Source organism: Prosthecodimorpha hirschii (assembly GCF_001305515.1).
GTDB lineage: Bacteria > Pseudomonadota > Alphaproteobacteria > Rhizobiales > Ancalomicrobiaceae > Prosthecodimorpha > Prosthecodimorpha hirschii.
In genome coordinates this window covers 2,231,987-2,244,910 of record NZ_LJYW01000001.1, presented here as the reverse complement: position 1 = coordinate 2,244,910, position 12,924 = coordinate 2,231,987, and the positions used below count along the sequence as shown (strand labels likewise).

Sequence of the window (12,924 nt, the reverse complement as noted above, 5' to 3'; positions counted from 1 at the left end):
CGCCGCGATCGCCTGCCCCGGCGCCGTGCCCAGCTCGACCATCAGCCGCGCCGCAAGGGTCGCCGGGCGGTCGGCGGTGACGAGGCCATGCACGAGGATGTCCGCACCGTCCCGCAGCCGCGCCCGCAGACCCTCGCCGGCCGTCGCCCAGGCGGTCTCGAAAGGGGCATCCGGGAGACCGGAATCGGCAACCGGCAGAGCCAGCCAGTCCATGTTTCGGGCCTCGACACCGGCGCCGAGCGCCGCCACGCCGGGCGCCGCCAATTCGGCCGGCAACATGAGACTGACCACCGCGGTCGCCCCCCAGGCCGCGAGAGCATCGAGATCGGCATCGAGACCAGCTTCGAGGCTGCGGCCCCGGTCGTCCGGCGCGCGGCGTCCTGGGCAATCCGAAACGCCGATCCGGCCGCTGCCGGCCGAGGGACGCACGAAAGGCGGGGCGGAGGCTGGGTTCATGGGGGCAATTTCTCTCTTGGGGACTTGGGGTCCTGGGGCCGGTCGGCGGAGGTTCAGCGCCGGCGCCGCGTCAGCCAGTCCTGCGCCTGTTCGAGGCGATCCGCGGTCCGATCGACCTTCTTGACGAAGGCGATCACGGCCGAAACCATGCCGATGATGGACGAAAGGGTCAGCCACAGCGAGACGGCCGCCCCGAAGGCCGCCAAGGTCGCGATGGCGATCCATTTCGCCGCCAGGGCCATCAGGCTGGCCAGCACGGGCGCCGCCATGGCGATCAGCGCGGCATCGACGACGGTCAGGTCGCCCTGCCGGTCGAACAGTCGCTTGCCGCCGGCATAGGCGAGCGGGATCGCGGTCAGGAGGAGAACGAGAAGCACGATCGCGCCCGGCCCGCTCGCTCTCGACCACAAGACCCCGACGGTCTTCGGCACGGCGACGATATAGGTGACCGGATTCCAGGGATTCTCATACGTGCAGCCGAACCCGGCCGGCGCGCCGCCGATGGTGGTGGTCGGCCCGCAGTGCATGATCTCAGCCGCATAGGCGTCCAGCACCGAGAGCGGGTCGAAGGCGTCGAGCGAGTCGATGGCCTGCCGGGAGGCCCGGATGACGGTCTGCGCATCGATCGACTGCACCCAGAGGCCGACGGCACAAACGGCCAGCGCGACCACGAGAGTGGGCCATCGCCGCCGCGGCCGGTCGGGTGCCGGCCCGTCTTCGTTTGCGGATGTGTCGGCTTCCATCGCTGAACCCTCCCGTCGGTCACGGATGCAGTTCGGGCTCGCGAAGAGGGTGCCATGCCGGGCCAGTTCTGGCCAGCGTGCCGCGGGTTCCGGGCGGCCGGCGCCCCTTCCCATCCGATTGGAGGAGAGGCCCCTTTTCGGCCGGCCGAACTGCATGCATTGTGATTTCAACGGACGGCGCCAAGGACGGTGCCGGACCCCGGAAGCCAGCCAAGCCCCAAGGAGTTCGCCATGATCCGCAAGTTCGCCACCATCGCCGCCTTCGCCCTGGTCGCCGCGACCGCGACCCTCAACACCGCCCGGGCCGACGACAATGATTTCGTCGCCTCCAAGACCTTCGAGAGCACCGTGTCGGGCGACGACCTGTCCGCCGAGGACCGGCTCCTGATCGTCAACGGCAATTCCGGCCGCGTCGTCTACAATGACGGCCGCAACGACCTCTTCTGCGTGACCCGCGTGGTCTTCTCGCACTACGACTACTACGGCCGCCCGCACTACAAGCGCACCATGCGCTGCCGCTGATCCGGCGCCGGCGATCGGTCTCCCAGCCGCTCGCCGGTCCGCTGCCAAGGCCCGGAATTCTCCTCCCAAAAGCCCGACTTGCCCGCGCCCCGGACCCCATCCGGGCGCGGGCTTTTTCCATGGCGAGGAGGGACGGCTTCCGGTCGGCGAGCCGCGCCGCCACGGCGGGCCGTCACCCCGCCGTGCAGACGGCCTTGCCCGAGAAGGTCTTGGACTTCGCCTCGCCCTTGTCGACCCAGGAGGCCTTGAGCGTGTAGCGGCCGCGATAGGGGGATTCCTCGTCGCTCCCGGCCTGGCGGACCTCGATGACCAGATCGAGCGCGGTGACGCCGTCGCCGTCGAGCTCGCGGTAGAACTGGAGTTTCACGTCCCGGCCGAGCACCCAGGAATGGGCCAGATGCTCGCCCTCGAAGGCCGTCTTCGGCGGCAGGGCCGGCAGGCCCTTGGCGGATTTCAGCGTGATCTCGCCGGCGACGTTGGAGAGCGGTGCCGGCAGGCCATGGGCGAGGACGGCGCTCGCGCTCGCCTCGACGGCCGCGTCCGCGATGGTGCAGTCGAGCGAGGCCGACGCAAAGGCGCCGCCGGCCGGCAGCAGGGCGAGGAAGGCGAGGAGGGCGCAACGGGGGGCGGGCGACGGCATGGCGGGCTCCGGGGAGGATCGTGTCGGTGCCGGTCCGTCTAGGACAGGATCGTTTCCGCGCGATGTCGCGCCCTGTTGCGTCGGCATTGCGGGGCGCGTCACGCGGCCGGCAGACGGACGACGAACCGGGCGCCGCCGAGCGCCGGACTGCGGTCGAGCGCGATCGTGCCGCGATGGGCTTCGACGATCTGACGCGCGATGGCGAGGCCGAGGCCGGTGCCGCCGGTTGACCGGTTGCGCGAGCGTTCCAGCCGGTAGAAGGGCTCGAACACCGCCTCGCGCTCCGCCTCCGGAATGCCTGGGCCGTCGTCCTCGACCGTTACGGAAACCGTCCGCCCCTCGCGCGCCAGCGCCACGCGGCAGCGGGCGGCGTAGCGGCCGGCATTGTCGAGCAGGTTGCCGATCACCCGGGCGAGCGCCACCGGATCGCCGGAGACCCGGACCGGCCCATCGGCCGGCGAACGGGCCTGGGACGGCGCAAACTCGATCGCGGCCAGCGGCCGTCCGGCGACGGCCTCGTCGAGAAGGGCGGCGAGGTCGATCGGCTCGCGGTGGTCCGGGGCGCCGGTTCCGCGGGCCAGCGCCAGCGCCTCGTCGATCATGGTCGTCATGTCGTCGAGATCGCGCGCGGCGCGCTCGCGCTGCTCGTCGGCCTCGATCGCCTCGACGCGCAGGCGGAGCCGGGTGATGTAGGTCTTCAGGTCGTGGCCGATCGCGCCGATCAGCATGCTGCGGCCCTTGATCAGCGCGGCGATGCGGGTCTGCATGGCGTTGGAGGCGTCGATCAGCCGGCGGATGTCGGGCGCGCCGCGTGGCGAGACCCGCGACGGCTCGCCCTTGGCGGCGAAATCCTCGACCGACCGGGCCAGTTCCGACAGCGGCCGGGCCTCGCGCACCACCGCCCACAGGGCGATCGCCGCAAACAGGAAGCCGACGACGCCGATCCAGAAGCCGGCGGGCACGCCGAAGATGCGCCGGACCGCATTGCCGCGCAGTTCGAACAGGGCCCAGCGGCCATCGACCAGTTCGACCGCGATCGCGATCGGGGTCCGGCCGGCGAGATCGAGCCGCTCGGCGAGCCGCGCCAGCGGACCGTCCGCGGGCGGCGCCGGCCGGTAGGCGACGACGGCCCGGTCGGGCAGGGTTTCGAGATACTGTCCGATCAGCCATTCGATCGCCGGCATGCGCTGTTCGGGCGGGACCGAGACCGGGGCGTCGGGCACGATCGCGACCGAGAAGCTGTCGGAACTGGTCGCGCGGGTCAGCAGGCTCGGCTCCCCGGACGGCTGGCTCTCGATCAGGGCCACGATGGCGGCGACCTGGGCCGGGATCGGGAAGCGTTCCGCGCTGGCGGCCCGGCGTTCGCGCGCCGTGAAGGAGACCGCCACCGCCAGGGCCGCGAAGGCGAGCAGAAGCATCAGCAGGATCAGCACCAGCCGGCCGACGAAGCCGAGGCGGCCCGGCATGTCAGGCCTCCGTCACGGCGACCGCCAGCACGTAGCCGACGCCGCGGGCGGTCTTGATCAGCGGTTCGCCGCCGACCTCGATCTTCTTGCGCAGCCGGCTCATCTGCACGTCGATGGTCCGGTCGAGCGCCTCGGCGCGGCGGCCGCGGGTCCAGTCCATCAGCTGGTCGCGCGACAGGACCCGCCCCGGCCGGGTGACGAAGCAGGCGAGCAGGTCGAATTCGGCCCCGGTCAGGTCGATCGGTCGGCCTTCGGCGGTCGCGACGCTGCGTGCATCGAGATCGACCGTGATCGGCCCGGCGGCGAAGCGGCGCCGGTCCGCGATCGGCTGCGGCTCGGTCCGCCGCAGCACCGCGCGCATGCGGGCGACCAGCTCGCGCGGGTTGAACGGCTTGGCGAGATAGTCGTCGGCGCCCATCTCCAGGCCGAGAATGCGGTCGATATCGTCGCCGCGCGCGGTCAGCATGATGATCGGCACGCGCGAGGCGACGCGCAGCCGGCGGCAGATGGCGAAGCCGTCCTCGCCGGGCAGCATCACGTCGAGCACGATCAGGTCCGGCGGGCCGTATTGGGCGAGCAGGCGGTCGAGCCCGGCACCGCCATCGGCGATGTCGACGCGGAAGCCCTGCCGGCGCAGATAGTCGCGGACCAGGGTGCGGATTTCGGGGTCGTCTTCGACGACGACGACGCGCGGCATGTCGGTCATGGCGCGATCCTACGGATGGGAGCCGGAAGCGCGAGCCTGGCCGATCGGGATGCAACACTTCGTTACGATCCGGGGCCGGATCGGCAAAAGCCGTGCAAAGGAGCGGCGGCATTCTCCTCGTCATCGCCGGACGACGGCGCCCCAACGAAGGAGACCACCATGCAGATGATCGCCAAGCTCTTCGCGCTCGCCCCCGCCGCCTTCGCGCTGTCGCTCGCCGTCTCGACCGGCGCGGAAGCCTTCCAGCGCTCCGGCACCTGGACCGGCCCGGCCGGCGGCGTCTATACCAGCCAGGGTTCGCGCAGCTGCGCCAACGGCAGCTGCTCGTCGACCGGCAGCGTCACCGGCCCGGCCGGCAACACGGTCAGCCGGACCGGGTCCTCCAGCTGCGCGGGCGGCGTCTGCACCGGCCAGGCGACCTATACCGGCCCGGCCGGCCGGACCACGACCCACACCTACCGCGTGACCCGCTGACACGCATCGCATGCCGCCGACCGCGTCCTGGAGCTTCGCGCTTCGGCCGCGGCCGGCCGGGCGAACCGGAGGAAAGGCCATGACCCGCGTTCAATCCGTCGCCGCCCGGACCCCGGCCCGCAGGCCGGCTCCTGCGCGCCACATTGCGGCTCTGGCGGTGGTGCTCGCCGCCCTGGCGGCGCCTGCGACGGCCTGGAGTTTCGAACCGGGCCCGTGGCGCCTCGGCGGCGGCGAGGCCATGCGCCTGTGCGGTGCGGATGTCGCCCGCCATTGCGCCGGCATCACGCCCGGCGGCGGCCGGCTGGCACAATGCCTGATCGATCGCCGCGCTGCGCTCGAACCGGGCTGCCGCGCCTTCATCGACCGCGCGAAATCCGCCGAACTGACCGTGATGGCCTGCGCGGCCGATGCGCGCCGGCTCTGTCCCGGCATTGCACCCGGCGGCGGGCGGATGATCGCCTGTCTGGATGGGCAGCGGCCTGCCGTCTCCCAGGCCTGTATCCGAACGTTGGATGCAGCGTCAGAGCAACTGCGGCCATGAGTTGAGGCCGCAGGCGGCGCCGTCCGGATCGAGCCCCCGATCCGGGCGGCGTCGGCACGTCATGCCGACGGCCCAGGATGCTGACGCATCGGGCCGTTGAGGCAACGCGAATTTCTCATGGGCGACAAGGGCATGAGAAATTCGCGTCCTGAATGCCGACGATCATTTTCAATGACCGTCGGCATCAATGCATGACGGCGGCGTGCGGCATCGGTGCGGTGGCGATGCCGCCGACGCCGATCGTGGCGCGGGCCAGCCAGGTGGCGACTCGGTAGAGCGCTTCCTCGCGGGTCTGGTCGGCCTCGCGGGCATTGCCGAACACCTCCAGCTGACGGTGCGCGCTGGTGCCGAAATCCAGGATCGCCTTGACGCCGTCGAGATCCTCGGCCCGGCCGATGCGGCGGGCGTCCGGCATCAGGTCCTTGACCAGGCGGCGGATCGCCAGCCGGACCAGGAGCGGCGTGCGGCTGGCCGGATCGACGATGCGCGCATCCAGCCCGCCGCGCTGGATGCGCCAGCGGTTCTCCTCGGTGATCGCGCGCACCACCGCATCGACCGGCACGCCGTAATCCGGGTCGCGGTCGAGACGGGCGACCAGGGCGCGGAACAGCATCGCGATGGCGACCGCATCCTCCGGCACCGTGCAGGCGTCGGCAATGCGCAGTTCGAGCGTCGGATGGGCCATGGACGGCCGGATCGACCACCAGATGTAGCTGGCATCCGGGATGACCCCGCCGGCGGTCATCGAGTCCAGATAGGCGCGGTAGTCCTCGTCGCCCAGGAAGACAGGCGGCAGGCCGGTGCGCGGCAACTCGTCATAGGCAGCCGGACGGTAGGATAAGAGCCCGGTCGACTTGCCGCACCAGAAGGGCGAGGAGGTCGACAGCGCCAGGAACAGCGGCAGGTACGGCATCGTCCGCGTCATCAGCGTGACCCGCCGCTCCGGGTCCGGCAGCGCGACATGGACATGGGTGCCGCACAGGAGGTTGCGGTAGCCGAGCATCTGCAGGTCGTTCATGACCATGCGGTAGCGCGCCCGCTCGGTATGGCGCTGTGCCTGCCATTCGGCGAAGGGATGCGTGCCGGCGGCGATCAGGCGGAAGCCGAAACCGTCGGCGACATCGCCGACGCCGTCGCGCAGTTCCTTCAGTTCGGCCAGCGCGTCGGCGGCATGCCGATGCGGCACCGTCTGCGTCTCGATCTGCGACTGGAGCAGCTCCAGCGAGACGCGATCGCCCAGCCGGTCGCGGCAGCGGGTCAGGAATTGGGGGGGCAAGGTCCTGACGGAATTCATCGTCGCGGCATCCACGACGAAAAATTCCTCTTCGATTCCGAACGTGTAGTCGGAAGCCATCCATCCCTCCATTGCGTTCTTTTTCCCCGTGCGACCCTGCTATACAGCAGGGCCGCCCGACGATGAGGGTTAATGGCGGATTGGGGCGCTCAAAAGGCTTTCGAATACGCAATTACGGCAAAAATTATTCTATGGAATTCAAGAAGATCGGAGACGAACGCGGGCGCCAAGCGTTGCTGCAACGCAGCGCCAGAGTCTAACTGCAGTGTCACGATTTGAAAGACTTCGTGATCGGAGCCGCGCGGCGGCCGCTTCGGCGCGCCGGTCGGCTCGGGGGGTCCGGCCGGCCGGCGGGGAAATTCGCATTCGGAAAAAGCGATGGGCTCAGTTGTCGAGATCGTCGTCGAAGAAGCTGAAATCGTCGCCGCCGCCGCCGATGCCGCCGCCGGTGACGAAATCATCGGTGCCCGACTTGCCGCCGCCGCTTTCGGAGGCATGGGCGTCGCCGCCGAACAGGCTGCCGCCGCCGGCATGATTCGAACCGCCGAACAGGCCCTTCAGCGCCTCGTAGGCGAAGACGCCGCCGGCGATGCCGGTCGCGGCCCCGATGACCGTGCCGAGCACGCTGCCGCCCGACCCTTGCGGCGGCGTCGGCGTCGGCAATCCGCCCGGGCCGGGGTCGGTGCGCGTCCCCCAGGGGCCAGGAGCCGGCACGGGTCCCGGTGCGGACATGGGGCCCGGCTGCGGCCCGGGCCGACCCCATCCGTCCGAGGAACCCGGATTGGATCCGGTCCACGGGCCCGGCGGGGGCGGGGGCACGGATCGGTCCGTCCGCGCGGTGCCCCAGGGGGCGCTGCCCCAGGGCTCGCGCCGTTCGGGCGGGCGCGAGGAGCCGTCCGGGGCACCCGGATGGCCGAACGGGCCGGCGCTGTCGCCGAACAGGCCACCCTGGCCGCTCCCCTGCGGCTGGGCGTCGACGGCGGCCAGTTCGGCGCGCAGGCGCTCGGCTTCGTCGATCAGCGCCTGACGCTCGCGGTCGAGCGCGACGATCGCCCGCACCAGTCCGAGCAGCGCCTCCGGATCGCGCGCCACCGCCGCCTCGACCGCCGCCCGGGCGGCCGGATCGTAGGGGGCCGGTCCCATCTGACGGACACGCGCGAAGATGTCGTGGATGATGTCGGATTCCTGCGGCGTCATGTCGGTCTCCCCGGCGGTCGCCTCGCGACCCTCCTGTCCTTAAGACGTGGGAACGGTCGGGTGCGGCATCAAGATACCGGCGGGGCAGCCCCGCCCTCAGAAACGGAAATGCTTGGAGAGCTTCAGGCCCTGCGCCTGATAGTTGGAGCCGACCTCGCCGTAGACCCGCTCGGGGCGCTCGGCCATGCGCTCGTAGACCAGCCGGCCGATGGTCTGGCCATGATCCAGGATGAAGGGCACCTCGTGGCTGCGCACCTCGAGCACCGCGCGCGAGCCGGCGCCGCCGGCCCCGGCATGACCGAAGCCCGGATCGAAGAAGCCGGCATAGTGGACGCGGAACTCGCCGACCAGCGGATCGAACGGCACCATCTCGGCCGCATGGCTCGGCGGCACATGCACCGCCTCGCGGCTGACCAGGATGTAGAATTCGTCCGGGTCGAGGATCAGGCTGGCCGGCCCCCGCCGCCGGATCGGATCCCAGAAGTCGAGCACGTCGAGCGCCGCCTTGCGGTCGACATCGACCACCGCGCTGTGCCGGCGGGCGCGGTAGCCGACCAGCCGGTCCGGCCCGGCGCCCTCCAGGTCGATCGACAGCGAGACCCCGTCGACCAGCACCGGGTCGGCCTGGTCGACCAGCCGGTCGCTGGCATGCAGGGCCACCAGCTCGGCGTCGGTCAGGCGCGCATCGCCGCGGCGGAAGCGGATCTGCGACAGGCGCGAGCCGGCCCGGACCAGGACCGGGAAGGTGCGCGGCGAGACTTCGAGAAAGAGCGGGCCGCGATAGCCGGCCGGGATGGTGTCGAAGGCGCGGCCCTCGTCGACGATGACGCGCGTGAACACGTCGAGCCGGCCGGTCGAGCTCTTCGGATTGGCCGAGGCGGCGATGTCGGCCGGCAGGGCGAGATTTTCCATCAAGGGCACGATGTAGACGCAGCCGGTCTCCAGCACCGCCCCGGTCGAGAGGTCGATCTCGTGCAGCCGCAGCTGGTCGATCTTGTCGGCGACGCGCTGGCCGGGGCCGGGCAGGAAGCTGGCGCGGACCCGGTAGGCGACGGTGCCGAGCCGGAGATCGAGACTGGCCGGCTGGATCTGGTCGGTGTCGAAGACGCGCTCGGTGACGATGGCGCCGGCCGCGGCGAGCGCGCGAACCTGCTGTGCGGCCAGTATCCCGGCTCCAGCCCCGATTTCGCCACCGCCCATCGAACGCAATGCCCCACATCCCGAAGTCATGCCGACAGTTAGCCGATGCGCGACACAGAATCGAGTCGCGCCTGCCCATTTCGTGGCAGGCGGAAACGTGTTGACACGCCCGCCCGCCGGGCGTATCGCAGCCTCCTCTTCGTGGTCATTTGAGCCGGCCGGCTTGCAGCCACGTTAAATAAGTCGCTAAAGGGCCGGGGTGTGATGGAACCCGGTCCGCGTATGCTGGCCGGGATTTTTTGTGTCCATCGCACGGCCAGCGTTCCGGAGTCCGGACATGAGCACTACTCCCTCCCGCCGCCGGCGGCCCGCGACCGATCTCGTCCATGGCGGCACGCTCCGCTCCCAGTTCAACGAGACGTCCGAGGCGCTGTTCCTGACCCAGGGCTTCGTCTACGGCTCCGCCGAAGAGGCCGAGGCGCGGTTTCTGAACCTGTCGCCGGGCTACCAGTATTCGCGCTTCGGCAACCCGACCGTGACCATGTTCGAGGACCGCATGGCGCTGATCGAGGGCGCGGAAGTCGCGCGCGCCACCGCGACCGGCATGGCGGCGGTCAATGCCGCGCTGCTGTCGCGGCTGTCGGCCGGCGACCATGTCGTCGCCGCCAAGGCCTTGTTCGGCTCCTGCCGCTATATCGTCGAGGATCTCTGTCCGCGCTTCGGCATCGCCTGCACGCTGGTCGACGGCGCCGATCTCGACCAGTGGCGCGCCGCCATCCGGCCCGAGACCCGGGTCCTGTTCCTGGAAAGCCCGACAAACCCGACGCTCGAAGTCTACGACATCGCGGCGATCGCCGAGATCGCCCATGCGGCCGGCGCCATCCTGGTGGTCGACAATGTCTTCGCCACGCCGCTGTTCCAGTCGCCCCTGAAACTCGGCGCCGACGTGGTGGTCTATTCGGCGACCAAGCATATCGACGGCCAGGGCCGCTGCCTCGGCGGCGTCGTGCTGTGCTCGAAGGCATTCCTGGAGAAGTACCTGCAGGTCTTCATCCGCCAGACCGGCCCGTCGATGAGCCCGTTCAACGCCTGGGTCCTGCTTAAGGGACTGGAGACGCTGGCGGTCCGGGTCGAGCGCCAGACCCGCAACGCGGCCCTGGTCGCCGATGCGCTCGCCGCCCATCCGGCGGTCACCAAGGTGATCTATCCCGGCCGCGCCGACCATCCGCAGGCGGCGACGATCGCCCGCCAGATGACCGGCGGCTCGAGCCTCGTCTGCTTCGAGGTTGCGGGCGGCAAGGCGGGCGCCTTCGCGGTCGCCAACGGCCTCGAGATCATCCGCATCTCGAACAATCTCGGCGACGCCAAGAGCCTGATCACCCATCCGTCGACGACCACGCACCAGCGGCTGACCCCGGAGGCGCGCGCCGAGCTCGGCATCACCGACGGCATGCTGCGGCTCTCGGTCGGCCTGGAGGATCCCGACGATCTGGTCGAGGATCTGATCGGCGCGCTCGATGCGGGCCGGCTCGTCGCCGCGGCGGAGTGAGGCGTCGCCGTCACGGGTTCCGGAACGTCGCGATGGCGAGCCGGACCCGGGCGGCGGCGGTGACCAGGCAGAGGATGCCGAAGCCCCAGGCGAGCGCCGGGAAGGCGGCCGGCCACAGGCAGGCCGCCAGGAACACCGCGATGGTCTCGGTGCCCTCGGCGAGGCCGGTCGTGAAGTAGAGCGATTTCGAGCCGCGCTGGGCCGTCTCAAGGCCGCGCCGCGCCGCCAGGATGGCGAAGCCGAGAAAGCTCGCGCCGTTGACGTAGAAGGTCGCGATCAGGAAGGCGGCCGGCAGGGCGTTCGCGGCCGGATCGGCGATCGCGAAGGCGAGCGGCAAGCCGCCGTAGAAGACGAAATCGCAGACGATGTCGAGAAAGCCGCCGAGATCGGTCTTCGCCGTCGCCCGGGCGACCGCGCCGTCGAGACCGTCGGCGATCCGGCCGGCCAGCACGAAGGCGACCGCGGCGGCCGGCGACCCGATGGCGACCAGCCCGATGGCGATCAGGCTGGCGATGAAGCCGGCCGCCGTCACCTGGTCGGCGGTGACGCCGCGGCGGGCCAGATCGCGGCCGATCCGGTCGAGCCGACCGTCGATCAGGCGCCGCGCGATTCCGTCCAGCATGCGATATCGTCCCCAGCCTCGACAGGCGTGCTGCCGCCATGGCAGATTTCGCGACGCAGGGCGTTCCGGGTCGATCGACCGGGGCCACGCCGGCACCGAGACTATGGGGCATGCGACGGTCGCGCAACGCGGCCGTCCGCGGATGCCCGAGTGGCGCCGCGACCAGACCGGCAGGAGAGAGCGAATGCGATACGAGGCGGTGACCGGCGGCATCCGGGTGACCGTCGAGCCGCACTTCCTGGAAGAGAAGTCGGAACCGGCGCAGGGACGATACTTCTGGGCCTATACGGTCGAGATCACCAACCTCTCTCAGGTCGCGGTCCAGCTCCGGACCCGCTATTGGCGGATCATGGACGCCCATGGCCGCACGCAGGAGGTGCGCGGGCCGGGTGTGGTCGGCGAGGAGCCGGTCATCCCGCCCGGCGGCAGCTTCGAATATACCTCCGGCTGCCCGCTGACGACCTCGTCCGGGTTCATGGTCGGCAACTACGTGATGGACATGGCCGACGGCGGCAGCCTGACCGTCGACATCCCGGCCTTCTCGCTCGACACGCCGGCCGAAAAGCGGGTCGTCAACTGAGCCGGTTTCTCCGCCGGCCCGGCATGCGTCCGCTGACGATCATCAGGAACAGACCATGAATTCGAGCGTCGCGGCGGCGCATCGGATCTGGCAGGATCATACCATGCGATTCGCCGCCGCCCTCGACCGTGATGACCCTGCCGGCGATGCCGCCGCGGTTCCGGGTGACCGCAATCCGGCTGCCGCCGTTCTCCACGCCAAGGTCCCCGGCGCCAAGACCCCCGGCACTCCCGGGCCGGCCCGCGATCCGGCCGCCGGAGCCGCGGTGCTGGCCTTCTGCGGGACCGAGCTGAGACTGCTGGCCGACGGTGCCCTGTGGTGGCCGGAGGCCGCGACGCTGGTGGTCGCCGATCTGCATTTCGAGAAGGCCTCGTCGCTGGCCCGGCGCGGGTCCCTGCTGCCGCCCTACGATACCGCCGTCACGCTCGACCGTCTGGACCGTCTGGTCGCCGCCCTCAGGCCCGCCCGCGTGATTTCGCTCGGCGACGCCTTCCACGATCCCTTCGCGCTGGAGCGGATCGCCGGGGAGGCTCGCCAGCGGATCGCGGCGCTGCAGGCGGGCCGCGACTGGGTCTGGGTTGCCGGCAATCATGACCGTGCCCTGCGCGGCGCGATCGGCGGGACGGTCGTCGAGGAACTCGCGATCGGGCCGCTCCTGTTCCGCCACGAGCCCGCCGCGGAGGCGGAGCCCGGCGAGATCGCCGGACATCTGCATCCGGCCGCGCGCGTCCTGCTGCGGCCGAAATCGGTGCGCCGGCGCTGCTTCGCGACCGACGGCCGGCGGCTGATCCTGCCGGCCTTCGGGGCGCTGACGGGCGGGCTCAACCTGCTCGACCGCGCCTATCGCGGCCTGTTCGACCCCGCCGGCCTCGTCGCCCATCTGGTCGGCGACGGCCGGGTCTACAGCTTCCCGCGCCGGCACCTTACGCCGGACTGATACCAACGGCCCAGGATGCTGACGCATCGGGCCGTTGAAGTAACGCGAATTTCTCAT

15 protein-coding genes and 1 riboswitch are annotated in these 12,924 nt (G+C 70.8%); of the genes, 6 read left to right on the top strand and 9 right to left on the bottom strand.

The features are described 5' to 3' along the window. Nucleotides 1-456, bottom strand: a 456-nt coding sequence (locus ABB55_RS30305; RefSeq protein WP_200912015.1) for a protein-tyrosine phosphatase family protein, incomplete at its 3' end; no start/stop codon positions are given. A 53-nt stretch (nt 457-509) separates the two neighbouring features. Further along, nucleotides 510-1,127: a hypothetical protein gene (locus ABB55_RS09860; protein ID WP_054358654.1), complete on the bottom strand. Its 618-nt coding sequence runs from the start codon at nt 1,125-1,127 to the stop codon at nt 510-512. A gap of 303 nt (nt 1,128-1,430) precedes the next feature. On the opposite strand from ABB55_RS09860, the gene ABB55_RS09855 reads away from it, so the two are divergent. Further along, nucleotides 1,431-1,721, top strand: coding sequence for a hypothetical protein (locus tag ABB55_RS09855; RefSeq protein WP_054358653.1), 291 nt, complete (start codon nt 1,431-1,433; stop codon nt 1,719-1,721). A 172-nt stretch (nt 1,722-1,893) separates the two neighbouring features. On the opposite strand, the gene ABB55_RS09850 is transcribed toward ABB55_RS09855, so the two are convergent. The 3 genes from ABB55_RS09850 to ABB55_RS09840 all read right to left on the bottom strand — a co-directional run bounded on the left by ABB55_RS09850 (nt 1,894) and on the right by ABB55_RS09840 (nt 4,533). Then, nucleotides 1,894-2,361 carry a hypothetical protein gene (locus ABB55_RS09850; protein ID WP_054358652.1) on the bottom strand — a complete coding sequence of 156 codons (468 nt, stop codon included), beginning with the start codon at nt 2,359-2,361 and terminating at the stop codon, nt 1,894-1,896. Between the two features lie 98 nt (nt 2,362-2,459). Continuing rightward, complete coding sequence (locus ABB55_RS09845; RefSeq protein ID WP_054358651.1) at nt 2,460-3,827, bottom strand: sensor histidine kinase; 1,368 nt, start codon at nt 3,825-3,827, stop codon at nt 2,460-2,462. 1 nt (nt 3,828) lies between these two features. Beyond that, nucleotides 3,829-4,533 carry a response regulator gene (locus ABB55_RS09840; RefSeq protein WP_054358650.1) on the bottom strand — a complete coding sequence of 235 codons (705 nt, stop codon included), beginning with the start codon at nt 4,531-4,533 and terminating at the stop codon, nt 3,829-3,831. Between the two features lie 159 nt (nt 4,534-4,692). On the opposite strand from ABB55_RS09840, the gene ABB55_RS09835 reads away from it, so the two are divergent. Beyond that, nucleotides 4,693-5,007, top strand: coding sequence for a hypothetical protein (locus ABB55_RS09835; RefSeq protein ID WP_244472012.1), 315 nt, complete (start codon nt 4,693-4,695; stop codon nt 5,005-5,007). A gap of 157 nt (nt 5,008-5,164) precedes the next feature. Beyond that, entirely contained in the window at nt 5,165-5,548 is a 384-nt protein-coding gene (locus ABB55_RS09830) for a cysteine rich repeat-containing protein (RefSeq protein ID WP_152981992.1), read from the top strand. A 184-nt stretch (nt 5,549-5,732) separates the two neighbouring features. Here the strand turns inward: ABB55_RS09830 and ABB55_RS09825 are convergent, their stop codons facing one another. From ABB55_RS09825 to ABB55_RS09815, 3 genes are all read right to left on the bottom strand, one after another. Then, nucleotides 5,733-6,902, bottom strand: coding sequence for a carboxylate-amine ligase (locus tag ABB55_RS09825; RefSeq protein WP_244472011.1), 1,170 nt, complete (start codon nt 6,900-6,902; stop codon nt 5,733-5,735). Nucleotides 6,903-7,226: 324 nt separating this feature from the next. Continuing rightward, nucleotides 7,227-8,039, bottom strand: coding sequence for a DUF2076 domain-containing protein (locus ABB55_RS09820; RefSeq protein ID WP_054358647.1), 813 nt, complete (start codon nt 8,037-8,039; stop codon nt 7,227-7,229). 96 nt (nt 8,040-8,135) lie between these two features. Then, a complete protein-coding gene (locus ABB55_RS09815; protein WP_054361954.1) occupies nt 8,136-9,224 on the bottom strand; it encodes a 2'-deoxycytidine 5'-triphosphate deaminase in 1,089 nt (362 codons plus the stop codon). Nucleotides 9,225-9,370: 146 nt separating this feature from the next. After that, a riboswitch (SAM riboswitch) is annotated at nt 9,371-9,449 on the top strand. A gap of 67 nt (nt 9,450-9,516) precedes the next feature. Here ABB55_RS09815 and ABB55_RS09810 point away from each other — a divergent pair. Further along, nucleotides 9,517-10,728 (top strand): O-succinylhomoserine sulfhydrylase, encoded by a 1,212-nt coding sequence (locus tag ABB55_RS09810; RefSeq protein WP_054358646.1) that lies wholly within the window; start codon nt 9,517-9,519, stop codon nt 10,726-10,728. A gap of 10 nt (nt 10,729-10,738) precedes the next feature. Here ABB55_RS09810 and ABB55_RS09805 read toward each other — a convergent pair whose 3' ends face one another. After that, nucleotides 10,739-11,350, bottom strand: coding sequence for a CDP-alcohol phosphatidyltransferase family protein (locus tag ABB55_RS09805; RefSeq protein ID WP_054358645.1), 612 nt, complete (start codon nt 11,348-11,350; stop codon nt 10,739-10,741). A gap of 184 nt (nt 11,351-11,534) precedes the next feature. Here ABB55_RS09805 and apaG point away from each other — a divergent pair, with 184 nt between their 5' ends. After that, entirely contained in the window at nt 11,535-11,930 is a 396-nt protein-coding gene (gene apaG / locus ABB55_RS09800) for a Co2+/Mg2+ efflux protein ApaG (protein WP_054358644.1), read from the top strand. Nucleotides 11,931-11,985: 55 nt separating this feature from the next. After that, nucleotides 11,986-12,867: a ligase-associated DNA damage response endonuclease PdeM gene (gene pdeM / locus ABB55_RS09795; RefSeq protein WP_200912014.1), complete on the top strand. Its 882-nt coding sequence runs from the start codon at nt 11,986-11,988 to the stop codon at nt 12,865-12,867. Nucleotides 12,868-12,924 lie beyond the last annotated feature (57 nt).